We start from the raw sequence: 21,421 nt of genomic DNA, 5'->3' as shown, positions 1-21,421 counted from the left end.
ATGGGAGCGGACCCCCAATGACCTATAGCAATATGATCCTGCTCTATGTGAGCGATCCGGCCGCCAGTGCCCGCTTCTACGGCCGCCTGTTTGGCCGGGCGCCGGTGGAGGAAAGCCCGACCTTCGTGCTGTTCGTGCTCTCCTCCGGCCTGCGGGTGGGCCTGTGGGGCCGGGGCGGTGTGGCCCCCGCGCCGACGGCTCTGCCCGGCGCCAGCGAGATCGGCTTCAATGTGAAGGAGATCGAGGCGGTGGACGCCACCCATGCGGACTGGGTGCGGCGTGGCGCGCAGATCGCATTGCCGCCCACCGATCTCGATTTCGGCCGCAGCTTCGTGGCTGTGGACCCGGACGGCCATCGTCTGCGCGTCTATGCCTTTGCCGAGGGCTCCCTGCCCGTCGAGGCCTGACCTACAGCGCGATTGGGCATCGCGCGGCGGGGGGCGACGTGGCAGCATCGTGGCGTTGATTTGGACCTTTGCGCATGATCCTGAAACGCCAGAGCCACGAGCCGGGCCACCGCCGCAAGTTCCTTGTGGTGGTGGACGAGACGCCGGAATGCGACCGGGCTGTCTATTACGCCGCCCGCCGCGCTGCCCGCACCCATGGCGGGCTCGTGCTGCTCGCCGTGCTGGAGCTGGAGGACGCGCACCAGCAGTGGCTGGGTGTCGCCGATCTGATGCGGGCGGAAGCGACCGAGACGGCGCAGGTGCGGCTGGATGATTATGCCGCGCGCGCCAGGCAGGTGGCGGGCGTCACCGCCGAGACGGTGGTGCGGGAAGGCGCGCGGGCCACGGTGCTGCAGGCGCTGATCGCCGAGGACCGCGACATCGCCATCCTCGTGCTGGCCGCCGGCCTTCATCGCGAGGGGCCGGGGCCGCTGGTGACGGCGCTCGGGGGCGCGGCTTCCGCCGCCTTCCCCATTCCCATCACCATCGTGCCCGGCGCTTTGTCCGACGACGAACTGGATGGCCTCGCATGAGCCGGCGGGCGGGGAGGCGGGCGTGAAGCTGTTCGAGGCGCGCCAGCCGGCGACGCTTGAAGGGGTCTCCTGGCTGCGCAAGGCGCTCCGGCGCCATTTCGCGGAGCTGCGCCTCGGCGGCGACATCGCCGATGAGATCATCACGGCGGTGGTGGAGCTTGCGACCAATGTGGTGCGCCACGGCACGCCCTCGGCGCAGGACATCGGCCTTGAGGTCATGCTGAGCGGCGTGACGCTCACCTTCACCCTCACCGATGACGGCGGCGCCTTCCCTGCCTTCGAGGAGCGCTGGCGCGGGGCACGCCTCGCCGCTTCCGACCCCGAGGGGGGCAGCGGCCGGGGGCTCGCCATCATCCGCGCCGCCCTCGACGATGTGACCTACCAGTCAGGCCCGCCCAACCGGCTCGTCGGCATCCGCCGCCTTGCCCGTCGCCGCCCGCAGGTGCTGGTGGTGGAGGACGAGCCGGTCCTGCTCGACGCCTATCTCACCATTCTCGAGCCTGATTACCGCGTGCTGCCGGCGCAGACGCTGAAGCAGGCGCTGGCGCTGGCCCGCAAGACGCGGGTGGATCTCATCGTCTCAGATTTCCACCTCGGCGCCGACGAGGGCACGCCGCTCATCGAGGCGCTGGAGAATGATGCCGAGCGCCCGCCCATCCCCATCGTGATGATTACCGGCGATCCCTCCGTGCGGCTGAAGGTGCTGGAGCTCGGCGTCGATACCTTCCTCACCAAGCCGGTGATGCCGGACCGGCTGCGCGAAACGGTGAAGCTGGCGCTCGAGCGCTCCGCCCGGCAACGGGCGCGGCTCTTTCACTATTTCGGCGCCTCGCTGGAGCATCTGGTGCGGCCGCGGCTGCCGGAGCGGCTCGGCGCCTTCGCCGCTGCCCTGCGCTGGGAGACAGCGGACATCGGTGGCGGCGACCTCGTCATTCACCTGCCCCGCACCGGGGCCGACCGCATCGTGCTGGCGGACGTGATGGGCCACGGCATCCAGGCCAAGGCCGGCGCGGTCGCCCATGCGGCCATGGTCCGGGCTCTGGACGCCGGCGAGCCGCTGGGCCCGGCCGCCTTTCTCACCCGCTGGTCCGGCCTTGTCTTCCGGGAGGAGGGGCTGGAGGGCGTCGTGGCAACCGCCCTGGTGCTGGACCTCCATGCGGATGGCACGCTCAAGCTCGCCTCCGCCGGCCATCCCTTGCCCATGGTGGTGACTCGCGCCGGCGCGCGGCCCCTCCAGGTGTCGGGGCCTTTGCTCGGCTTCACCGAAGCACCCGCCTATGACGAGATGAGCTACGTTCTGGCGCCGGGCGAGCGCCTGCTGCTGTCCACGGATGGTCTCGATCCTGCGGAACTCGCAAGCGGCGGGCCGTGCCCGGACTGGCTCACGCAGGAACTGATGAGCCGCCAGTCGGCGCCGCTCGAGGCCGCTGCGGCGCGGGCGGCGAGCCGCGTTGCCGCCCGCCTCGGACCTGCACCGGAAGACGACTGGATGTTCGTGTTGCTCCAGCGGGCGGATGCCGGGCCTCAGGTGCGCGAGGCGTTGCCGGACATGGCCGTGCAAGCCCCCGCTCCCGCCGTCTCCGTCCCGGCGGTGGAGCGCATCGTGCTGCCCTCCGCACGCGCCCGCAGGGCGGAGGCCACGCCCCCGGTCGAGACGGCTCCGCAGTCCGCCGCCGATGGCGCGCCCGATTTCCAGCCCGCGGGCATTGCGGCCCTGCGCAAGGCGGTGGGGGAGGAGGCGTTCGCCCGCCTCGCCCTGCGCTTTCTGGAAAATGCGACGCAGAAGATCGCGGACTGGGAGGAGGCCAGCGATCCAGCTGCCGTCACCGCCGCCGCCCATGCGCTGGCGGGTCTGCTGGGTCAGTTCGGCCTTGCCGGCGCGGCGGCACGGGCGCGGGCGGTGGAACTGGAGGCGGATGCGGCGGCGCGCCTGACACTGGCGCACGGCCTCGCGCCGCTGGCGCGGGCGGAGATCGCCCTGTTCCGTGTCTGGTTCGGAGGCGGGCAGCCCTGAGTCCGCCACATCGGGTCGGCAGGGTCCCCATATGAACCGCACGCTCCGCGCCTTTCTCATTGCACCCTTGTGGGCGCCCGCGCTGACGGGCCTTCAGATGCTCCTGTTCGGACTGCCGCGGAGCACGGGGCCGCTCGACCCCACCGAATGGCTGCTCCTCTCTCTCGTCCTCAGCCTGCTGCTCGGCTGCGCGGGCGTTTGGACGCTGGGCGTCCTTATCCACCGGCTTCTGGCGACGCGGCGCATCACGGCCTTGTGGCGGCACATTGCCATCTGGTTTGCTGCGGGCCTCGCCGTGCGCATGCTGCTGCTGGTCGCCACCTGGGCGCCCACGGGCGGCCTCGCGTTCGGGCTCGCCGAGCTTCAGGGGGCGATGCGGATCCGCCCGCTGTTCCTACTGTCCGGGGGCCTTGCCGGCGCCCTGATGGGCGGGACGATCTGGTTGATCGCGGGGATCGGCCGGCCCGGCGCGCCCGGTCCTTCTTCGGCAAAATAATTAGTGTCGCCGGCTAAATTTCGCCTGCGCCTTTCAATTCGCCATAGAGAGCCGTGAGCCCATCCTCATAGGTGGGATAGGCCAGCGCAACGCCGAGCGCCTTCAGCCGGTCGTTCCGCACGCGCTTGCTGGCGGCCCAGAAGGACAGCGCCATGGGCGACATGCTGCGCGCCGCCACCTCGAAGGGAATGGCGGGCGGCGGGGCGATGCCCATGAGGCCGGCAGCGAAGGCGATGGGATCGCCGGGCGGGGCCGGCCGGTCGTCCGTCACGTTGAGCAGCCCGCCGAAGCCGGTCTCGATCACCTTGGCCATGGTGGCGGAGATGTCCGCCACATGGATGCGGTTGAACACCTGGTTCGGTTTCTCGATGCGCCGGGCCTCGCCTGCTTTCAACTGGAGGAAGGCATTGCGCTCCGGGCCATAGATGCCGGCCAGCCGCAGCACCGCCACCGGAACGCCCTTCGCCGCCCCTACCGCGAGCAGGTCCGCCTCCGCCGCGAGGCGCCGTTCCAGCCGGGCGCTGCCGGCCTTGGGCGGTGTGTCCTCATCCACCCAGCCGCCCTGATGGTCGCCATAGACCCCGAGCGTGGTGAGGTAGAGCACCTGTCGCAGGTTGGGAGCCGCCTCGATCTGCGCCCGCGCGGCGGCGAGCAGCGGATCACCCGCCTCGCCGGGCGGGGCGGAGAGCATCAGCACATCCGCCGCTGCGATGGCGGCCGCAAGCTCCGGGTGGACGGCCGAGCCATCGAACACGAGCCCCTCCGCGCCCGTCGCCGTGATGGCGGCTGCGCCCTCTGCCGTGCGGGCGGTGCCGATCACCCGGTCGAACACGGCCGGATGGCTGGCGATGAAGTGGCGGGCGCAATAGCCGAGCCCTACGGCGAGAAGCGTGCTCATGCCTCTTCGTTTGGCGAAGAAGTCCGACAAGGGCAAGACGGCCGGAGCGTCAGGTCCGGGGTGGTGCGTCCGCCTCGAGCGCGGCGGTCCATTCGGCCGCGACCTCCGCGTCCGCTTCCGCTCCGGCCTGAACGGCAGCCAGAGTTGCGAACTCCGGCGCCGGCAACAGGCGCGAGAGCGCCCAGACGGCGGCGCCGCGCACCAGCGCATCCGGATCGCCGAGATGCGCCTGCGCGCTGGGCACGAGCGCGGGATCGCCCGCATTCCCGATGGCGGTCAGCACGTTGCGCAGGAAGCGGCCCCTCCCCACCCGCTTGATGGGGCTTTTCGGAAAGCGGGCGCGGAAGGCGGCATCGTCCAGCGTTGCGAGCTCCGCCAAGTCCGGCGCCCGGTTCTCGTCGCGGGCGGCGAGCTTCGCTTCCCGCCCCAGCTCCGCGAACTTGTTCCAGGGGCAGGCGGCGAGACAATCGTCGCAGCCATAGATGCGGTTGCCCATGAGCGGGCGCAGGTCGCGCGGGATCGGCCCCTTGTGCTCGATGGTGAGGTAGGAGACGCAGCGGCGCGCGTCGATCTGATAGGGGGCGGGAAAGGCGGCGGTCGGGCAGGCGTCGAGGCAGGCCCGGCACTGGCCGCAATGATCGCCCATGGGCGCATCCACGGGCAGGTCCAGCGTGGTGGCGATGGCGCCGAGGAACAGCCACGAGCCCCGCGCCCGCGAGACCAGATTGGTGTGCTTGCCCTGCCAGCCGAGGCCGGCGGCCATGGCGAGCGGCTTCTCCATGAGCGGGGCGGTGTCCACGAACACCTTCACATCGCCCGTGCCGGCGAGCGCCAGCAGCGCGCGGGCGAGACGCTTCAGCTTGGGCTTGATGATGTCGTGATAGTCCTCGCCCCGCGCATAGACGGAGATGGCACCCCGGCTGCGTTCCGCGAGAACCGTGCGCGGGTCTTCGTCCGGCCCGTAATTCATGCCCAGCATGACCACCCGCAGCGCTTCCGGCCACATGGCGCGGGCATGGACGCGGCGGTCCAGCGTCTCGGCCATCCAGCCCATGTCGCCATAGCGTTCCTCCGCCACCCAGTGGCGCAGGCGCGTGCCGGCATCGCCCACGGCGTCGGGATCGGCGATGCCGAAGGCGTCGAAGCCTTCCTCCAGCGCCAGGGCGCGGAGTTGGTCCTTGAGGTCCGAGGGGGAGAGCGGGGCGGTCTTGCGGGCGGGCGCGCTCATGGGCGGACCCCCGGTGCGCGGGGAGGAGAGGCGACGCTTTGCCCCCTCCCAACCCTCCCCCGCAAGCGGGAGAGGGCTTTTACCGTGCTGTGCGTGACAACGTTGCACACGCGTGACCTCGCTCCCTCTCCCGCTTGCGGGGGAGGGCTGGGGAGGGGACAGACGCAAGACTTGTCAGAAGCCGCGCCCACCCCGATCAGAAATCGAGGTCCGTATAGGTCGCGGAGGGCGGCATGCCGGGCATAGTGTCGGCCAGGATGCCGCGGAAGGTCGGGCGGGACTTCACCCGCGCGTACCAGGCCTTGGCGTCCTCGTCCTCGTCCCACGGCACATCGCCCAGATAATCGGCGACGGAGAGATGGGCGGCCGCCGCCAGATCCGCGTGGGTGAGACGCTCGCCGGCGAGCCAGTTCCGCGCCTTGGCGAGCCACCCGATGTATTTCAGATGATAGCGGATGTTGGAGCGCGCCGCGCGCAGCGCCGTGGCGTCCGGCGGCCCGCCGCCCTGATTGGCCCGCATGTAGCGCTTGTAGATGCGCTCGCGCACCAGATGTTCGGTGACGTCGAGGAACATCTTCTCGTGGAACCACGCCACCAGCCGGCGCACCTCGATGCGCTCCAGCGGCGCGTGCGGCAGCAGCCGTCGGTCGGCGAGCGCAAGGCCGCGCGTCTCGTCCAGATATTCGGCGATGATGGAGGCACCGGGCGCCGAGGGCACATGCTCTTCCGTCAGCACCGGGGTCTCGTTGGCCGGGTTGAGGGCGAGAAAGTCCGGATCGCGCTCCCACACGCGCACCTCGATCAGCTCGGGCTCGATTCCATATTCGGCCAGGAGCAGGCGGATGAAACGCGAATGCGGGCAGAAGGGGTGATGATAGAGCTGTATCAAGGGAAGAAGATCCGGCCGGCGTTACGGAAACCTTGTGGCCGCTCCGTTTCCACACGGTCTAAAGACGTTCGCCGGGCGCCGCAAGCCGCCATTCGCGGCAGCGTTGTGGCAATGCCGCAACATGGTTCATGCATTTCCACAGGCTGACGTTGCGTCGGTCGGCGCCGCTTTCAGCCTGAGATTGCATGCGTCCGCCCGAGACGACAGGATGCCGCCGCGCCGGCTCCGGCGCGTTTCCCGTGCCCTTCTGCGGAACCAAAGCCCCCATGACCCTCGGCACCCTGATGGAAGCCCTCGTTCTCGGCCTGCTCGAGGGACTGACCGAGTTCATCCCGGTCTCCTCCACCGCCCATCTCCTGCTCGCCGCCCACTTCATCGGCTTCGAGAGCACCGGCAAGACCTTCGAGGTCCTGATCCAGCTGGGTGCCGTGCTGGCGATCCTGGTGGTCTATTTCCAGCGCTTCCTGCGGGTGGCGGTGCAACTGCCCACGAGCCCTGGCGCGCGCCGCTTCGTCATCGGCATCGTGCTGGCCTTCCTGCCGGCGGCCATCATCGGCGTGGCGCTGCACGGCTTCATCAAGGAGGTGCTGTTCGAGAGCCCCAAGGTGGTCTGCGCGGCGCTGATCTTCGGCGGCATCGTCCTGGTGCTGCTGGACCGCATCCCGTTCAAGCCGCGCTTCAACAACGCCATGGGCTTTCCGCTGACGACGGCGCTCGGCATCGGCTTCTTCCAGTGCCTTGCCCTCATTCCCGGCATGTCGCGCTCGGGCTCGACCATTGTCGGTGCCATGGTGCTTGGCGCGGACAAGCGATCGGCGGCGGAATTCTCCTTCTTCCTCGCCTTGCCCACCATGCTGGGGGCGTTCGTCTATGACTTCTGGAAGAACCGCAACGCCCTGTCGATGGACGATGGCCTGCTGATCGCAGTGGGCTTTGTCGCCGCCTTCTGCGCGGCCCTGCTGGTCATCCGCACGCTGCTCGATTTCGTGTCGCGGCACGGCTACGCGGTGTTCGGCTGGTGGCGCATTCTCATCGGCGGCGTCAGCCTCATCGCCCTGTATCTCGGCCACTGACATCCCGGTCTTGAGCACGGAGCCGGGTGTCCCGGCTCCGTCTGCGCAGGAGATCAGAAGTCGCTGGCGATGCCGCCCACTTCCCAGTCCCCATAGCGCACCGGCTCCTTGCCGCCGCGCCCGTTGACCTCCTTCGGCAGGTTCGCCGCCGCATCGATGGCGGCGCGCCGGGCTTCCGCCTCGGCCAGCGCCCGCTGGGCGGCCGGGCTCAGATCCTTGCGGGGGGGGACGGGGGCCGGGGTCTCGTCATTTGCCATGGCATGCTCCTATCCTGCGAATATACGCCGATCTGTTCCGGGGGGAGCACATGCAAAGCGCGCAAATCAAGGTCGACACGGTTTGGCTCGAAATCAATATCGAGCAGGCGCTCGAGTTACCGAAGGGCCACCTGTTTCGCTGTCTCGAGTGCCACGGGCGGGTCATTCCCAGCAAGGAGTACTCCGACGGCGCTGCGGCGATGTTCTCTCACGCCACCGCGCATACCGGCTGTTCGTTGAGTCGATGGAACTTTTCAGGCCTGCGCTCGGGGCACCCCGAGGCTGTCGTCTGACCGAGACAATTGAACTGTAGCGAATACCGGGTCGTCCGGTTGCCGCCCGACACCGGGCATGGTAGCGACCGCGCGACCCTTGGCCTTGGTACGCCGGAACTCACAGGAGATAAGCATGGCGACGCAGAATGGCAGCCCGACCGATAACACGGCGCCGGCGCTCAACGTGCTCGTTCAGTACATCAAGGATTTCTCGTTCGAGAATCCCAATGCGCCCCGCTCGCTCGGCGCGCCGCAGGGTCAGCCCGACGTCAACATCCAGATCAACGTGAACGCCCGCCCGCTGGCGCCCGGCGAGTTCGAGGTCGAGCTCAAGATCGAGGGCGGCGCGGCCGTCCAGGGCAACACCCTGTTTGCCTTCGACCTGACCTATGGCGGCATCTTCCGTCTCATGAACGTGCCCGAGCAGAGCCTCCAGCCGGTGGTGCTCATCGAGTGCCCGCGCCTGCTCTTCCCCTTCGCCCGCCAGATCGTGGCGGACGCGGTGCGCGGCGGCGGCTTCCCCCCGCTGATGATCGATCCGGTGGACTTCGCCGCGCTCTACCAGCAGCGCATGATGGCGGAAGCCCAGAACCTGCAGACCGCCGGTCAGGCCTGAGCCCGGCCCGTCCGGGCGGCGCAGCCGCCCGGATCCTGCCAGACATGAAAACGCCCGCGGTCCGGAAGGAGCGCGGGCGTTCTGCTTTCAGGTTTCGAAGAGGGGCCGGCGGTCAGCCGCCGTCGCCCTTGTAGAGTTCGCCCCAGGCCGAGAAGGCGTCCTGGAAGGCCTGCGTGCCCGCCGCGCCCTTGTCGAAGGCGATGATGGCCCGCTTGTTGTTGGTGTAGACGATCGGGATGTCGATCCACGGCCGGGTCTGGAGGAGCTGGAGGTTGCGCTCCTTGTCCACCTGCGCCGCCGACAGGCCGACGAGGAAGGAGGTGGAACTCACCTTCACCGACAGGCCGGCGAGGGGGGCACCCTGCGCGCTCTCGGTCTGCTTCACCCGCACCACTGGCACGTTGGCCACGCCGCCATAGGGGAAGTCGGGCGGCAGCGCGAAATTGATCTCGATGGTGTGCGAGGCCGGCAGCGTCTGGTCGAGGTTCCGGCGCAGCGTGAAGCTCACGTTGATCTTGCGCTCGGGGATCTGGATCTCCGCCCGGATGCCGATGTCCGGCGGCTGGCCGGGGCCACCCGATACGGTCTCGGTCTTCCAGGTGACGGTGCCCTCGAACTGCTGGATCTGCTGGGCGTTGCCCGGGCTTTCCTCGAACAGCAGGGCGCGGGTCGTGGTGGCCTGTCCGGGCGCCCGCGGGGCCTGCGCCGGCTGGGCAGGACGGGCGGCGCCGCCGGCCTGCGTCACGCGGTCGGTGCTCTTGGGCTGATCGGGCGCCGTGGGAGGCGCGCTCGGCGCGGCCTGCTGCTGCGGCCGCTCGCCGAACAGCGCGGCAATGGCGCTGTGCTTCCAGATGGCGACGCCGATGCCGCCCAGCAGCACCAGCGAGATGCCGGCGAAGATGGCGATGCGCTTGCCCTTGCCACCGGTCTCGGGCGCCGCATCGGCACCGTTGCGGTTGCGCACCGTTGCGCGGCCGACCCGCGGCCGGCGCTCGTCGGCGGGGGCATCGCCGGAAGGTTCTGCGCCGCCGGTCGGCTCCGCATCGCGGATGACCGTGGTCTCGTCTTCCGGCACGGAGCCGGGAGCGGGACGCACGAAAGCGGGCTTGGAGGCACCGGCGCGCACCGGCTCGGGCGGCTGGTCGGGGCTTGCCGGGCGGCGCGGATTGAGCGGGGCGTGGGGCGCCGCCTCGGGACGGGGCGGGCGCGGAGCCGGGGACGGCGGGGGAGCGGGCGGTGCCGCCTCCGGGGCGTCCCCGACATATTCCTTTTCGATCCGCCGGATGGCTTCCTCAAGCGAGAGGCGCTCGCGTCCGATCTCGCCCTCGGGGAGCGGGGGATCGACGCTGCGCAACTGCTTGAGAAGGGCTGCCCGCGCCCGGTCGTACACGACCTTTCGCGCTTCCGCCGTGTTCTGCGGAAGACCGGAGATCGCGCGCACCAGGAGCGGGTAATAATCAGCCATGGGGCGGGAGCTTTGCCTTAAATCACAAAACTAGGGTTAAGCCTGGAAAGGATTATGCACGAGGATCGTGTCATTCCGTTCCGGGCTCGTCGACAGCACGGCGACCGGGCAACCGATCAGTTCCTCCAGCCAGCGGACATACTTGACCGCCTCGGCCGGCAGGTCCGCCCAGGAGCGGGCGCCGGCGGTGGAGTCCGTCCAGCCCTCGATGGTCTCGTAGATCGGCTCGACCCGCGCCTGCGCGCCCATTTCCGAGGGGAAATAGTCGATCTCCTTGCCGTCGAGCTTGTAGCCGACGCACACCTTGATCTCGTCGAAGCCGTCCAGCACGTCGAGCTTGGTCAGCGCGATGCCGTGGATGCCGCAGGTGCGGACCGTCTGGCGCACCAGCACAGCGTCGAACCAGCCGCAGCGGCGGGGGCGGCCCGTCACCACGCCGAACTCGCGGCCCTTGGTGCCGAGCGTCTTGCCGACTTCGTCGGTGAGCTCGGTCGGGAAGGGGCCTTCGCCGACGCGGGTGGTGTAGGCCTTGGTGATGCCCAATACGTAATCGAGGGCACCGGGACCGACGCCCGAGCCGCCGGCCGCCGAGGAGGCCACCGTGTTGGACGAGGTCACATAGGGGTAGGTGCCGTGATCGATGTCGAGCAGCGCGCCCTGCGCGCCCTCGAACAGGATCTTCTTGCCGTCCTTGCGGGCCTTGTCGAGCAGCTCCCACACCCGGTCCATGTAAGGCAGAACCTTGGGCGCGAGGGCGAGCAACTCGTCCACCAGCGCCTGCGGGTTCACTTCCTCCACGCCGAGGCCGCGGCGGATGAGATTGTGATGGGTCAGCAGGCGCTCCACCTTGGCGGGGAGCGCCTTGGGATCCACCAGATCCACGAGGCGGATGGCCCGACGGCCGACCTTGTCCTCATAGGCGGGGCCGATGCCGCGCTTGGTGGTGCCGATCCGGGTGCCTTCGCTGGCGTTCTCGCGCAGAGCGTCGAGTTCGCGATGCAGCGGCAGGATCAGCGGGGTATTCTCGGCGATGCGCAGCCGGTCCGGCCCCACATGCACGCCCTGCGATTCGAGGCGCGCGAGCTCGTCGACCAGCGCCTGCGGGTCGAGGACCACGCCATTGCCGATCACCGACAGTTTGCCCGGACGCACCACGCCCGAGGGCAGCAGCGAGAGCTTGTAGGTGACGCCATCCACCACCAGCGTGTGGCCGGCGTTATGCCCGCCCTGGAAGCGCACCACGACGTCGGCCTGCTCCGAGAGCCAGTCGACGATTTTGCCTTTACCTTCGTCGCCCCATTGCGAGCCGACCACGACCACGTTGGCCACGGTGTGGGGTCCTCCAGCTACCGGCCCCGGGAAGGAGCCGTGGCCCGTGCGGGCCGCGAACACAGGAAAGCCCCGGCTTTGGGTCCGGGGCCTTTGGTGCGTCTTAAGCGATCAGGGGGGGAGAGGCAAGATTTGCCGGCGCCCTGTCGCAAGAACGATGGTCGGCGCCCGCCTCAGCCGCTGTTCCGCAGGCCTGCGGAGATGCCGTTGATGGTGAGCTGGATGCCATGCAGCACATGGTCGCTACCGGCATCGCTCCGGTGCAGCTTCAGGAGCTCGACCTGGATGTGGTTGAGCGGGTCCAGATAGGGGAAGCGGTTGCGGATGGAGCGGTCCAGCAGCGGGTTGGCCTCCAGCAGCTTCTTCTGCCCCATGATGGCGAGCAGGCTGGTGATGGCGCTCTGATATTCCGCCGAGATGCGGCTGAAGATGCGCGTGCGCAGCTCCTCGTCCGGCACCAGCTCGGCATAACGGGAGGCGACGGCGAGGCTGCTCTTGGAGAGCACCATGTCCATGTTGGACAGGAGCGTGCGGAAGAAGGGCCACTCCCGGTACATGGACTGGAGGAAGGCGATGCCGTCCACCGGCCGGGCCTCCACGAAGGCGGCGATCGCCGTGCCGAAGCCGTACCAGCCGGGGAGCATCAGCCGGCACTGCGACCAGGAGAACACCCAGGGGATCGCCCGCAGCGCCTCGATGGCGCGGGTCTTGTTGCGCGAGGCCGGGCGCGAGCCGATGTTCAGCGTCGCGATCTCGCTGATGACGGTGGAGGACCAGAAATAGTCCTCGAAACCCGGGGTCTCGTAGACGAGCGAGCGATAGGCCGCAAACGCGGTCTTGGACAGTTCCTCCATGGCGGCGAGGAATTCCGGGCGGGGGCTCGCCTGCTCGGCTTCCAGCAAAGTGGATTCCAGCGTCGCGGAGACGAGGATCTCGAGGTTGCGCCGGCCGTTCTCGGGGTTGGAATATTTGGAGGAGATGATCTCCCCCTGCTCGGTGATGCGGATCTGCCCGCTCACCGCGCCCGCCGGCTGGGCGAGGATGGCGTCATAGGACGGGCCGCCCCCCCGGCCCACCGAGCCGCCCCGGCCGTGGAACAGGCGCAGCTTCACCTTGTGGCGGGCGAACACCTCGATGAGGGCGATCTCGGCCTTGTAGAGCTCCCAGCCGGAAGAGACGAAGCCGCCGTCCTTGTTGCTGTCGGAATAGCCGAGCATCACCTCCTGCTCGCCGCCTCGGCTGTCCACCAGCGCGCGATATTCCGGCAAGGCGAGCAGGCGGTCCATGACCGGGCCGCAGGCCTGAAGGTCGCCGATGGTCTCGAACAACGGGATGACGTTGATGGCGCTCTCGCCGGTGGCGGAGACGAGCCCCACCTCCTTCAGCAGCAGCGCCAGCTCCAGCATGTCCGAGATGCCCTCGGCCTTAGAGATGATGGCATTGGGAATGACCGTCTTGCCGAGCCGGGCATGGGCTTCGGCAGCCGTGCGCAGGATGGCGAGTTCGGACCGCGTCTCCTCCGTATAGCTCAGGAACGGCGAGGCCAGGGGACGCGGATTGGTCAGTTCCGCCCGCAGCACGGCGATGCGGGCTTCCTCGTCGAGGGCGCGATAGTTGGTCCCCGGCGCCGCCTGTTCCAGCAGGTCCGCCACCGTGCGCTCGTGCACGTCGGAATTCTGCCGCAGGTCGAGGCTGGCGAGGTGGAAGCCGAAACTGTCCACCGCCCGGCGGACATGGCGCAGGCGGCCGCGGGCGAGGATGGCCGAGCCGTTGGCCATCAGCGAGCGGTAGAGGATGTCGAGGTCGGCCCGGAAGGCGGCGGCGTCCGGATAGGGCAGGTGGCCGTCCTCGGCCGCGCCCATGCTCTTGCCGTCATCGGCGGCCTTCTGCGCCGCCACCGTCGCCTTGAGGCGGTTGTGGATGCCCACCAGTGCGAGGCGATAGGGCTCCTCCCGATGCTCCGGTGCCCGGTCGCCCGAGCGTTCGGCCAGCGCGGTCAGGTCTTCGGAAACGGCAACGAGGCGCTTGGCCAGCGACAGCTCGGTGACCAGCAGGCCGACCTGCTCCAGGTAGAAGGCCATCACCCGGTCGCGGTGCTGGCGCACGGTCTCGCGCAGCACGTCGGCGGTGACGAAGGGATTGCCGTCGCGGTCGCCGCCGATCCAACTGCCGATGCGCAGGAACGGCGGCAACTCCGCGCCCGGCTCGCCGCCTTCCTGTTCCGCCAGATGGTCTTCCAGCGCGCAGAGAAGGCGCGGCACCTCGGCCAGGAAGGTGTAGTCGTAATAGGAGAGGCCGTTCTGCACCTCGTCCAGGACGGTGAGCTTGAACTTGCGCAGCAGGGCTGTCTGCCACAGCGTCAGCACCGCGCGGCGCAGCTTCTCGTCCTGCTCGCGCGCCTCCTGCGGGGTCGCCTGAAGGCGCTCCTTGAGGTCCAGGAGATCGGCGATCTCCATCTCGCGGTTCATCGTGCTCTTGCGGCGCACTTCGGTCGGGTGGGCGGTGAGCACCGGGCTCACCAGCGCCGCGTCGAAGAAGGCGCGCAGCTCGGCGGCGCCGATGCCGGCCTTCTCGGCGCGGGCGAGCGCATTGGCGAGCGTGCCCGGGCGGGGCGCCGAGCCGGCCACCGCATGGGCGCGGTTGCGCCGGCTGTGGTGCTGGTCCTCGGCGATGTTGGCGAGATGGGAGAAATAGGAGAAGGCGCGGATGATCTGCACCGCCACTTCCGGCGTCATGCTCTCGAGCAGCGCATTCAGTTCCTGGCGCGCGGCCTCGTCGGCATCGCGGTGGAAGCGGATGGAGGTCTGGCGGATGGTCTCCACCAGCTCATAGATGGCATCGCCCTCCTGCTCCCGCACCGTATCGCCGAGGATGCGGCCGAGCAGTCGGATGTCGTCCCGCAACGGCTGGTCCTTGTCCGGACCGCCGGCTTCCTGCTCGCTCACCACGGCCCAGACCGCGCTCGTCATGTTCCACCCTGTTTTTGTCTTCGCGACGCAGCATGCGCCTTCGCCCCATTTAGTAGGCTTTTTGCCCGCGGCGGAAGAGTGCCGCGCGATGACGGCAGGATGGAACCGCGATAGGATCGCCGCGAACCGGCTACCGCTTGCGGCATGCCAGTGCCGGGGTGAGGCATTGGCGGGCAGTCGGCTCATGCGTGGGGGAAGTGATGTCTCTGGCTCAGATGCGGCAGCGCCTTTTGGCGCCGAAGGCCGATACGGCGCTGAATGCCGCCTTGCGGGCCGCCCGGCCAGGACTTGTGGGAGCGGCGGTCTTCAGTCTGTTCATCAACGTGCTCGGGCTCACCGGGCCGCTCTACATGATGCAGGTCTATGACCGGGTTCTGAGCAGCCGCAACCTCGCGACGCTGGGGGTGCTGACCGTCCTCGTAGCGGTGCTCTATGCCGTGGCCTCGGCGCTGGAATCCCTGCGCACCGGCATTCTCGTGCGGGCCGGCCTCCGGTTCGACGAGGAGGTGAACGCCCACGTGTTCAACGCGGTGCAGCGCGCCAGCCTGCGCCGGCCGTCCTCGGGCCACACGCAGGCCCTGCGCGACACCGACACGGTACGCGAATTCTTCACCGGTGCCGGGCTCGTCTCTTTGTGCGACCTGCCGTGGGTGCCCATCTACATCGCCTTCGCGCTGGCGCTGAGCCCCTGGTACGGCCTCATCGCGCTCCTGAGCTGCGTCATCTCCGGCCTTCTCGCCTTCGCCAACGACCGGGCGACCCGCCCGCTGCTGGATCAGGCGACGAAGGCGAACATCGCCGCCGCCAACCAGGCCACCACCACCTTCCGCAATGCGGAAGTCCTTCATGCGATGGGCATGGTCGAGAGCCTGCGCGCGCGCTGGGCGCGCAACCACGCGGGCGCGCTCGGCTGGCATGCGGTGGCCTCCGACCGGGCCGGCCTCCTCATGGCGGCGACGCGCTTCAACCGCATGTTCATGCAGAGCCTGATCCTCGGCCTCGGCGCCTATCTCGCCATCAATCGCGAGATTTCGCCGGGCATGATGATCGCCGGGTCCATCATCGTGGGCCGCTGCATCCAGCCCATCGAGGTGGCCATCGGCAACTGGAAGACGCTGGTGAACATGCGCTCGGCCTTCGACCGGGTTCAGGACATGCTGCGTACCCTCCCTGCCCCGCCGCCGCGCCTGCGCCTGCCCGATCCGCGCGGCGACCTCCAGGTGGAGAACCTCATCGCCCATGCGCCCGGTACCGAGTTTCCGGTCCTGCGCGGCGTAAGCTTCGCGGTGCCCGCCGGCAAGGTGCTGGGCGTCATCGGCCCGAGCGCGGCGGGCAAGTCTTCCCTCGCCCGCCTGCTGGTGGGGGTCTGGCAGCCGAGCGCCGGTTCGGTGCGCCTCGACGGGTCGGACCTGCGCCACTGGGACCCCGAGCAGCTGGGCTCGCATCTCGGCTACCTGCCGCAGGATGTGGAGCTGTTTGCCGGCTCGATTGCCGACAACATCGCCCGCTTCGGGGCGCGCGACGATGCCAAGGTGGTGCAGGCGGCGCAGATGGCCGGTACGCACGAGATGATCCAGCGCCTGCCCAACGGCTATAATACGGAGATCGGCGAGGCGGGTGCCGCCCTGTCCGGCGGGCAGCGCCAGCGCATCGCGCTCGCCCGGGCCCTTTACGGCCTGCCGGCGCTGATCGTGCTCGACGAGCCCAACGCCAGTCTCGATGCCGCGGGCGAACAGGCGCTCATCCAGGCGGTGCAGGCGCTGAAGGCGGCCGGTCGCACCGTGGTGCTCATCACCCACAAGACCAACACGCTCAGCCTGTGCGACGTGGTGCTGCTGCTGAACGAGGGCGCTGCCCACGGCTTCGGCCCCCGCGACGAGGTGATCGCCAAGCTGCTGGGGCCGCGCCTCGTGCAGCCGGGTGCGACGCCGGCGCAGGGCGCCGCCACGGCGGCGGGGGCTTGAGGAGACGGTCATGAGCGACACCGCCATCACGCCCAATGCCGGCGCCAAGCCCCCGGCCTCTCCGACCCCTCCGTCGTCCTCCCTCGCGCCGGCGCCGGTCTCGACGCCCGCCTTGCCGCCCGCCAATCCGACCCGGCTCGATTTCAGCGCGCCGCCGCCGGAGGTGAAGAGCGACATGCGTCGTGTCGCCGCCATCGGCTATGGCCTTATCTTCCTCACCTTCGGCATCGGCGGCGCCTGGGCGGCGCTGGCCAATATCGACAGCGCCATCATCGCCAACGGCGTCGTCTCGGTGGAGAGCAAGCGGCAGGTGGTGCAGCACCTCGAGGGCGGCATCATCGTCGAAATCGACGTGAAGGACGGCGAGAGCGTGAAGGCGGGCGACCTGCTGTTCCGCCTCGACCCCACCAGCTCCCAGTCCAACTACGCCGCCCTGCGCGGCCAGCTCGACACGTTGCAGGCGACCGAGGCGCGGCTGGAGGCGGAGCGGGCGCAGGCGGACACCGTCATCTTTCCCGCAGCGCTGCTGGCGCGGGAGAACGAACCGCTGGTACGCTCGGTCATCGCCGACCAGCGCGCCCAGTTCCGGGACCGAAAGGCCTCGCTCAACGGCCAGATCGACATCCTGAACAGCCGCGCCCGGCAGGGCGAGACCGAAATCGACGGCCTGAAGCGCGAGCGCGAGGCGCTGGACAGCCAGCTCTTCTATATCGAGGACGAACTCACCGGCATCCGTTCGCTGAGCGACAAGGGGCTCGTCTCCAAGCCCCGCCTCGCGGAGCTCCAGCGCGAGAAGGCCCGCCTTCAGGGTCTCGTCGGCCGCAACACCGCAGATGCCGCCAAGGCGCAGAACACCATCGGCGAGATGAAGCTGCAGATCCAGCAACTGCTCCAGAAGCAGCAGGAGGATGTGGCCCAGCAGATGGTGGAGACCCGGCAGAAGATTTCCGACGTGACCGAGAAGCTCGCGGTGTCCGAGAACGTGCTCAAGCGTGTGGACATCCGCGCCCCGCGGGCCGGCGTGGTGCAGAACATCAATCCGCGCATCTACACCATCGGTGCGGTGGTGAAGCCGGGCGACACGCTGCTCGAGATCGTGCCGCAGAACGACGAACTGATCGTGGACGCGCAGGTGGCGCCCACCGACGTGGACCGGCTGCACGATGGCATCACCGGCGTCGAGGTGCGCTTCACCGCCTTCCATTCCCGCACCACGCCGCTGATCCTCGGCGAACTGCGCTCGGTCTCGCCGGACCGGCTGGTGGATGAGGCGACGAAGCAGCCCTATTTCCAGGCGGTGGTGGCGGTGGCCAAGACCGACATTCCCGAGGACATGAAGGCCCGCCTGCGCCCCGGCATGCCGGCGGAGGTGGTGATCGGCACCGGGGAGCGCACGGTCCTGAGCTATCTCACGCGTCCGCTTGTGGATGCCGTCACCAAGTCGCTGCGCGAGAAATAGGCCGTCGCAGCGAACGGCGGCCGGGCGGGTGCAGGGTGAGCCGCCCGCGAACTGCGCAGCGGAAGCGCGGCCTCGCAGCATCTCGATTGCTTGCGGTGCAGTATCGTTCGTGTACGAATGAAGTTGCCAGGGGCAGCCAGAGGCGTGTCCGGGGCGCTGCTTTGGCGCGCTCCAAGGTCCGGCATCGGCGTTGACACGCTTCCGGGCCACTCCTAGGGTGCCGCCCCCAAGGCTTACTGCATTGCGCGCACGGCATTTCGTCGGCAAACCGCAGTGCAGAACGACAACTTGCCATCAGGTTGGAGCGCGGCTCGATGAAGGTCCTGGTACCCGTCAAACGAGTGGTCGATTACAACGTCAAGGTACGGGTCAAATCCGACGGGACCGGCGTCGAACTCGCCCACGTGAAGATGTCCATGAACCCCTTCGACGAGATCGCCGTCGAAGAGGCGCTCCGTCTCAAGGAAGCGGGCATCGCCACCGAGGTGGTCGCCGTGTCCATCGGCCCGGCCCAAGCTTCCGAAACCATCCGTACCGCCCTCGCCATGGGCGCCGACCGCGGCATCCTGGTGAAGACGGACGAAACGGTGGAGCCGCTCGCCGTCGCCAAGATCCTCAAGGCCGTGATCGGCGAGGAGGCCCCGAAGCTGGTCATCCTCGGCAAGCAGGCCATTGATGACGATTCGAACCAGACCGGCCAGATGCTGGCGGCGCTCCTCGGCTGGGGCCAAGGCACGTTCGCGTCCAAGGTGGTGATCGACGGCGATGCCGCCCTCATCACCCGTGAGATCGACGGCGGCCTCCAGACCGTGCGCCTCGCGCTGCCGGCCATCGTGACCACCGACCTTCGCCTCAATGAGCCGCGCTACGCTTCGCTACCCAACATCATGAAGGCGAAGAAGAAGCCCATCGACGAGAAGACGCCCGATGCCTATGGCGTCAGCGTCGCGCCGCGCCTCAAGGTGCTCAACACCGCCGAGCCGGCGGGCCGCAAGGCGGGCGTGAAGGTGGGTTCGGTGGCTGAACTCGTGTCCAAGCTCAAGGACGAGGCGGGGGTGATCTGATGGCGACGCTGCTTCTCGCCGAACACGACAATACGTCTCTCAACGGCGTCACCGCCAAGGCGCTCACCGCCGCTGCCCAGCTCGGCGGTCCGGTGCATGTGCTGGTGGCCGGCCAGAACGCCAAGGGCGTCGCCGAGGCGGCTGCCCAGCTCGCGGGCGTGGAGAAGGTGCTGCTGGCGGACGACGCCCTCTATGCGCACCGCCTCGCCGAGCCGCTGGCGGCGCTCATCGTCTCGCTGGCCGGTGGCTATGATGCCATCGTCGGCCCCTCGACGGCGGTGGCCAAGAACGTCCTGCCGCGCGTTGCCGCGCTGCTCGACGTGATGCAGGTGTCCGACATCGTCAAGGTGGTCTCGCCCGACACGTTCGAGCGTCCCATCTATGCCGGCAACGCCATTCAGACGGTGCAAAGCACGGATGCCAAGAAGGTCATCACCGTGCGCACGGCCTCCTTCGGCGCCACCGGCACCGGCGGTTCCGCCGCCATCGAGGCTGTGTCGGCGCAGGCTGATCCGGGCGTGTCGTCCTTCGTGGACGAGAGCCTTGCGGTATCCGACCGTCCGGAACTGACGGCGGCGAAGATCATCGTCTCCGGCGGCCGGGCTCTCCAGTCCAAGGAGAAGTTCACCGAGGTGATCGAGCCGCTGGCGGATGCCTTCGGCGCGGCGGTGGGCGCCTCCCGCGCGGCGGTGGACGCCGGCTATGCCCCGAACGACTGGCAGGTGGGCCAGACCGGCAAGGTCGTCGCCCCCGAGCTTTATGTCGCAGTCGGCATCTCCGGTGCCATCCAGCACCTTGCCGGCATGAAGGACTCCAAGGTCATCGTCGCCATCAACAAGGACGAGGAGGCCCCGATCTTCCAGGTGGCCGACTACGGCCTCGTGGGTGACCTGTTCGCCATCGTGCCCGAGCTGAAGGCGGAAGTCGCCAAGGCCAAGGGCTGACCTTATGATCCGGCGCGGGAGGCCCGCGCCGGACGCCTCTCAAACCGCGAGCCGAGAGACTCCTGAGATCATGTCGCTCGAGATCAAGAAGGTCGGGGTGATCGGCGCCGGCCAGATGGGCAACGGGATTGCCCACGTGTGCGCCCTCGCCGGTTTCGACGTGGTGCTGAACGATCAGGACCCGGAGCGCGTGCGCTCGGGCCTCGCCACCATCAACGGCAACATGGCCAAGCAGGTGTCCAAGGGCACCGTGAGCGAGGACGACCGGCAGGCGGCGCTGAAGCGCATTGCCACCGGCAGCGCGCTCGAGGATCTGGCCGAGTGCGACCTCGTGATCGAATCCGCCACCGAGCGTGAAGAGGTCAAGCGCAAGATCTTCTCCGACGTGTGCAAGGTGCTGCGGCCGGACGCGCTGCTGGCGAGCAACACGTCGTCCATCTCCATCACCCGCCTCGGCGCCTCCACGGACCGCCCTGAGCGCTTCATCGGCATTCACTTCATGAATCCGGTGCCGCTCATGGAGCTGGTGGAGCTGGTGCGCGGCATCGCCACCGATGACGACACCTTCGAGAGCTCGAAGGCCTTCGTCACCAAGCTGCACAAGACCTATGCGGTGGCCGAGGACTTCCCGGCCTTCATCGTCAACCGCATCCTGCTGCCGATGATCAACGAGGCCATCTACACCCTCTATGAGGGCGTGGGTTCCGTGGATGCCATCGACCGCGCCATGAAGCTCGGCGCCAACCACCCCATGGGCCCGCTGCAACTGGCGGACTTCATCGGCCTCGATACCTGCCTCGCCATCATGCAGGTGCTGCACGAGGGCCTGGCGGACTCCAAGTACCGCCCCTGCCCGCTGCTGGTGAAGTATGTGGAAGCCGGCTGGCTCGGCCGCAAAACCCAGCGCGGCTTCTACGACTATCGCGGTGAGAAGCCGGTGCCGACCCGCTGAGGCTGGACGCCCTCCGCAAACGACAAGCCCGCCGCGATGGCGGGCTTTTTGTTTGGGCGGGCTCTCCCACGCCATCGCGTTGACGGACCTCCGGCGGTGCGCGCACACTGGGGCGTGGCATCCGGAGGAGAGGACCATGACGTCGCGGGACGAGATTGATAGCGCCATCGAGGCGGTCATCCGCGCCCAGCTCCAGAGCGCCATCATCCTGCGCGTGTTGGTGGAGCATGACGTCGAGATCGACGGCAGCACCTATCTCCAGATCCGCGTCATCGTGCGGCCGAAGAAGAAAGGCTGGCTCGATCCCGGAGAGATGGTGGGGATGATCCCCCTCGTGCGAGAGCATCTGTTCGAGCTCGGTGTCGAGACCTTCCCCCTGATCGACTATATCGACGAGATGGAAGCGGGGGACCTCGCTGCAGCCTGAGGATCTGATATCCGTCGCTCGGCTGCTCCTCTCCAGTAAGAGTGGCCGTCCGACACAGGCATCGCTGCGGCGAGCGACGAGCACCGTTTATTATGCGCTCTTCCATCTGGCGGCCCGAAACGG

20 protein-coding genes are annotated in these 21,421 nt (G+C 68.7%); 13 read left to right on the top strand and 7 right to left on the bottom strand.

Going from position 1 to position 21,421, the window contains the following annotated elements; genetic code table 11:
- Positions 1-17: 17 nt before the first annotated feature.
- From DFO45_RS19620 to DFO45_RS19605, 4 genes are all read left to right on the top strand, one after another.
- Complete coding sequence (locus tag DFO45_RS19620; protein ID WP_133866176.1) at positions 18-407, top strand: VOC family protein; 390 nt, start codon at positions 18-20, stop codon at positions 405-407.
- 74 nt (positions 408-481) lie between these two features.
- The gene (locus tag DFO45_RS19615; RefSeq protein ID WP_133866175.1) at positions 482-979 is read left to right on the top strand and encodes a universal stress protein; all 498 of its coding nucleotides are present in this window, start codon (positions 482-484) and stop codon (positions 977-979) included.
- Entirely contained in the window at positions 966-2,993 is a 2,028-nt protein-coding gene (locus DFO45_RS19610; protein WP_133866174.1) for a SpoIIE family protein phosphatase, read from the top strand. The genes DFO45_RS19615 and DFO45_RS19610 overlap by 14 nt, the downstream gene beginning before the upstream one ends.
- A gap of 31 nt (positions 2,994-3,024) precedes the next feature.
- Positions 3,025-3,489 carry a hypothetical protein gene (locus tag DFO45_RS19605; protein ID WP_133866173.1) on the top strand — a complete coding sequence of 155 codons (465 nt, stop codon included), beginning with the start codon at positions 3,025-3,027 and terminating at the stop codon, positions 3,487-3,489.
- Positions 3,490-3,502: 13 nt separating this feature from the next.
- Here the strand turns inward: DFO45_RS19605 and DFO45_RS19600 are convergent, their stop codons facing one another.
- The 3 genes from DFO45_RS19600 to DFO45_RS19590 all read right to left on the bottom strand — a co-directional run bounded on the left by DFO45_RS19600 (position 3,503) and on the right by DFO45_RS19590 (position 6,504).
- Positions 3,503-4,387, bottom strand: a complete 885-nt coding sequence (locus tag DFO45_RS19600; protein ID WP_133866172.1) for an NAD-dependent epimerase/dehydratase family protein — start codon at positions 4,385-4,387, stop codon at positions 3,503-3,505.
- Positions 4,388-4,436: 49 nt separating this feature from the next.
- Positions 4,437-5,615: a tRNA epoxyqueuosine(34) reductase QueG gene (queG, locus tag DFO45_RS19595; protein ID WP_133866171.1), complete on the bottom strand. Its 1,179-nt coding sequence runs from the start codon at positions 5,613-5,615 to the stop codon at positions 4,437-4,439.
- 196 nt (positions 5,616-5,811) lie between these two features.
- Entirely contained in the window at positions 5,812-6,504 is a 693-nt protein-coding gene (locus DFO45_RS19590; protein ID WP_012173194.1) for a glutathione S-transferase family protein, read from the bottom strand.
- 266 nt (positions 6,505-6,770) lie between these two features.
- Between DFO45_RS19590 and DFO45_RS19585 the strand changes: the two genes are divergently transcribed.
- Positions 6,771-7,577 (top strand): undecaprenyl-diphosphate phosphatase, encoded by an 807-nt coding sequence (locus tag DFO45_RS19585; protein WP_043879835.1) that lies wholly within the window; start codon positions 6,771-6,773, stop codon positions 7,575-7,577.
- Positions 7,578-7,630: 53 nt separating this feature from the next.
- Here DFO45_RS19585 and DFO45_RS19580 read toward each other — a convergent pair whose 3' ends face one another.
- Entirely contained in the window at positions 7,631-7,834 is a 204-nt protein-coding gene (locus tag DFO45_RS19580; RefSeq protein WP_133866170.1) for a DUF1674 domain-containing protein, read from the bottom strand.
- A 50-nt stretch (positions 7,835-7,884) separates the two neighbouring features.
- Between DFO45_RS19580 and DFO45_RS19575 the strand changes: the two genes are divergently transcribed.
- Positions 7,885-8,127, top strand: a complete 243-nt coding sequence (locus DFO45_RS19575; RefSeq protein ID WP_133866169.1) for a hypothetical protein — start codon at positions 7,885-7,887, stop codon at positions 8,125-8,127.
- Positions 8,128-8,242: 115 nt separating this feature from the next.
- A complete protein-coding gene (gene secB / locus DFO45_RS19570; protein ID WP_043879833.1) occupies positions 8,243-8,725 on the top strand; it encodes a protein-export chaperone SecB in 483 nt (160 codons plus the stop codon).
- A 112-nt stretch (positions 8,726-8,837) separates the two neighbouring features.
- On the opposite strand, the gene DFO45_RS19565 is transcribed toward secB, so the two are convergent.
- From DFO45_RS19565 to ppc, 3 genes are all read right to left on the bottom strand, one after another.
- Complete coding sequence (locus tag DFO45_RS19565; RefSeq protein ID WP_133866168.1) at positions 8,838-10,190, bottom strand: hypothetical protein; 1,353 nt, start codon at positions 10,188-10,190, stop codon at positions 8,838-8,840.
- Between the two features lie 36 nt (positions 10,191-10,226).
- The gene (locus DFO45_RS19560) at positions 10,227-11,519 is read right to left on the bottom strand and encodes an adenylosuccinate synthase (protein ID WP_043879832.1); all 1,293 of its coding nucleotides are present in this window, start codon (positions 11,517-11,519) and stop codon (positions 10,227-10,229) included.
- Positions 11,520-11,692: 173 nt separating this feature from the next.
- Positions 11,693-14,488: a phosphoenolpyruvate carboxylase gene (gene ppc, locus DFO45_RS19555; RefSeq protein ID WP_133866167.1), complete on the bottom strand. Its 2,796-nt coding sequence runs from the start codon at positions 14,486-14,488 to the stop codon at positions 11,693-11,695.
- A 200-nt stretch (positions 14,489-14,688) separates the two neighbouring features.
- Here ppc and DFO45_RS19550 point away from each other — a divergent pair, with 200 nt between their 5' ends.
- From DFO45_RS19550 to DFO45_RS19525, 6 genes are all read left to right on the top strand, one after another.
- Positions 14,689-16,452, top strand: a complete 1,764-nt coding sequence (locus DFO45_RS19550) for a type I secretion system permease/ATPase (protein WP_197531782.1) — start codon at positions 14,689-14,691, stop codon at positions 16,450-16,452.
- A gap of 10 nt (positions 16,453-16,462) precedes the next feature.
- Complete coding sequence (locus DFO45_RS19545; RefSeq protein WP_208299835.1) at positions 16,463-17,911, top strand: HlyD family type I secretion periplasmic adaptor subunit; 1,449 nt, start codon at positions 16,463-16,465, stop codon at positions 17,909-17,911.
- A 314-nt stretch (positions 17,912-18,225) separates the two neighbouring features.
- A complete protein-coding gene (locus DFO45_RS19540; protein ID WP_012173185.1) occupies positions 18,226-18,975 on the top strand; it encodes an electron transfer flavoprotein subunit beta/FixA family protein in 750 nt (249 codons plus the stop codon).
- Entirely contained in the window at positions 18,975-19,919 is a 945-nt protein-coding gene (locus DFO45_RS19535; RefSeq protein ID WP_133866165.1) for an electron transfer flavoprotein subunit alpha/FixB family protein, read from the top strand. The genes DFO45_RS19540 and DFO45_RS19535 overlap by 1 nt, the downstream gene beginning before the upstream one ends.
- A 70-nt stretch (positions 19,920-19,989) precedes the next feature.
- Entirely contained in the window at positions 19,990-20,871 is an 882-nt protein-coding gene (locus tag DFO45_RS19530) for a 3-hydroxybutyryl-CoA dehydrogenase (protein WP_012173183.1), read from the top strand.
- A gap of 136 nt (positions 20,872-21,007) precedes the next feature.
- Positions 21,008-21,298 carry a hypothetical protein gene (locus DFO45_RS19525; RefSeq protein ID WP_133866164.1) on the top strand — a complete coding sequence of 97 codons (291 nt, stop codon included), beginning with the start codon at positions 21,008-21,010 and terminating at the stop codon, positions 21,296-21,298.
- Positions 21,299-21,421: the final 123 nt, after the last annotated feature.

It is taken from the genome of Azorhizobium sp. AG788 (genome assembly GCF_004364705.1).
Classification (GTDB): Bacteria; Pseudomonadota; Alphaproteobacteria; order Rhizobiales; family Xanthobacteraceae; genus Azorhizobium; species Azorhizobium caulinodans.
Note: the sequence above shows the minus strand (reverse complement) of the source record. Positions and strands in the feature narration are given on the sequence as shown.

Bases quoted from the DNA above. Each gene is read 5' to 3' on its own strand.
- DFO45_RS19540 (WP_012173185.1), top strand. From the start codon at position 18,226: ATGAAGGTCCTGGTACCCGTCAAACGAGTGGTCGATTACAACGTCAAG.
- DFO45_RS19525 (WP_133866164.1), top strand. From the start codon at position 21,008: ATGACGTCGCGGGACGAGATTGATAGCGCCATCGAGGCGGTCATCCGC.
- DFO45_RS19580 (WP_133866170.1), bottom strand. From the start codon at position 7,834: ATGGCAAATGACGAGACCCCGGCCCCCGTCCCCCCCCGCAAGGATCTG.
- ppc (WP_133866167.1), bottom strand. From the start codon at position 14,488: ATGACGAGCGCGGTCTGGGCCGTGGTGAGCGAGCAGGAAGCCGGCGGT.
- DFO45_RS19565 (WP_133866168.1), bottom strand. From the start codon at position 10,190: ATGGCTGATTATTACCCGCTCCTGGTGCGCGCGATCTCCGGTCTTCCG.
- DFO45_RS19620 (WP_133866176.1), top strand. From the start codon at position 18: ATGACCTATAGCAATATGATCCTGCTCTATGTGAGCGATCCGGCCGCC.
- DFO45_RS19575 (WP_133866169.1), top strand. From the start codon at position 7,885: ATGCAAAGCGCGCAAATCAAGGTCGACACGGTTTGGCTCGAAATCAAT.
- secB (WP_043879833.1), top strand. From the start codon at position 8,243: ATGGCGACGCAGAATGGCAGCCCGACCGATAACACGGCGCCGGCGCTC.
- DFO45_RS19585 (WP_043879835.1), top strand. From the start codon at position 6,771: ATGACCCTCGGCACCCTGATGGAAGCCCTCGTTCTCGGCCTGCTCGAG.
- DFO45_RS19600 (WP_133866172.1), bottom strand. From the start codon at position 4,387: ATGAGCACGCTTCTCGCCGTAGGGCTCGGCTATTGCGCCCGCCACTTC.
- queG (WP_133866171.1), bottom strand. From the start codon at position 5,615: ATGAGCGCGCCCGCCCGCAAGACCGCCCCGCTCTCCCCCTCGGACCTC.
- DFO45_RS19530 (WP_012173183.1), top strand. From the start codon at position 19,990: ATGTCGCTCGAGATCAAGAAGGTCGGGGTGATCGGCGCCGGCCAGATG.
- DFO45_RS19605 (WP_133866173.1), top strand. From the start codon at position 3,025: ATGAACCGCACGCTCCGCGCCTTTCTCATTGCACCCTTGTGGGCGCCC.
- DFO45_RS19535 (WP_133866165.1), top strand. From the start codon at position 18,975: ATGGCGACGCTGCTTCTCGCCGAACACGACAATACGTCTCTCAACGGC.
- DFO45_RS19545 (WP_208299835.1), top strand. From the start codon at position 16,463: ATGAGCGACACCGCCATCACGCCCAATGCCGGCGCCAAGCCCCCGGCC.
- DFO45_RS19610 (WP_133866174.1), top strand. From the start codon at position 966: ATGGCCTCGCATGAGCCGGCGGGCGGGGAGGCGGGCGTGAAGCTGTTC.
- DFO45_RS19615 (WP_133866175.1), top strand. From the start codon at position 482: ATGATCCTGAAACGCCAGAGCCACGAGCCGGGCCACCGCCGCAAGTTC.
- DFO45_RS19550 (WP_197531782.1), top strand. From the start codon at position 14,689: ATGTCTCTGGCTCAGATGCGGCAGCGCCTTTTGGCGCCGAAGGCCGAT.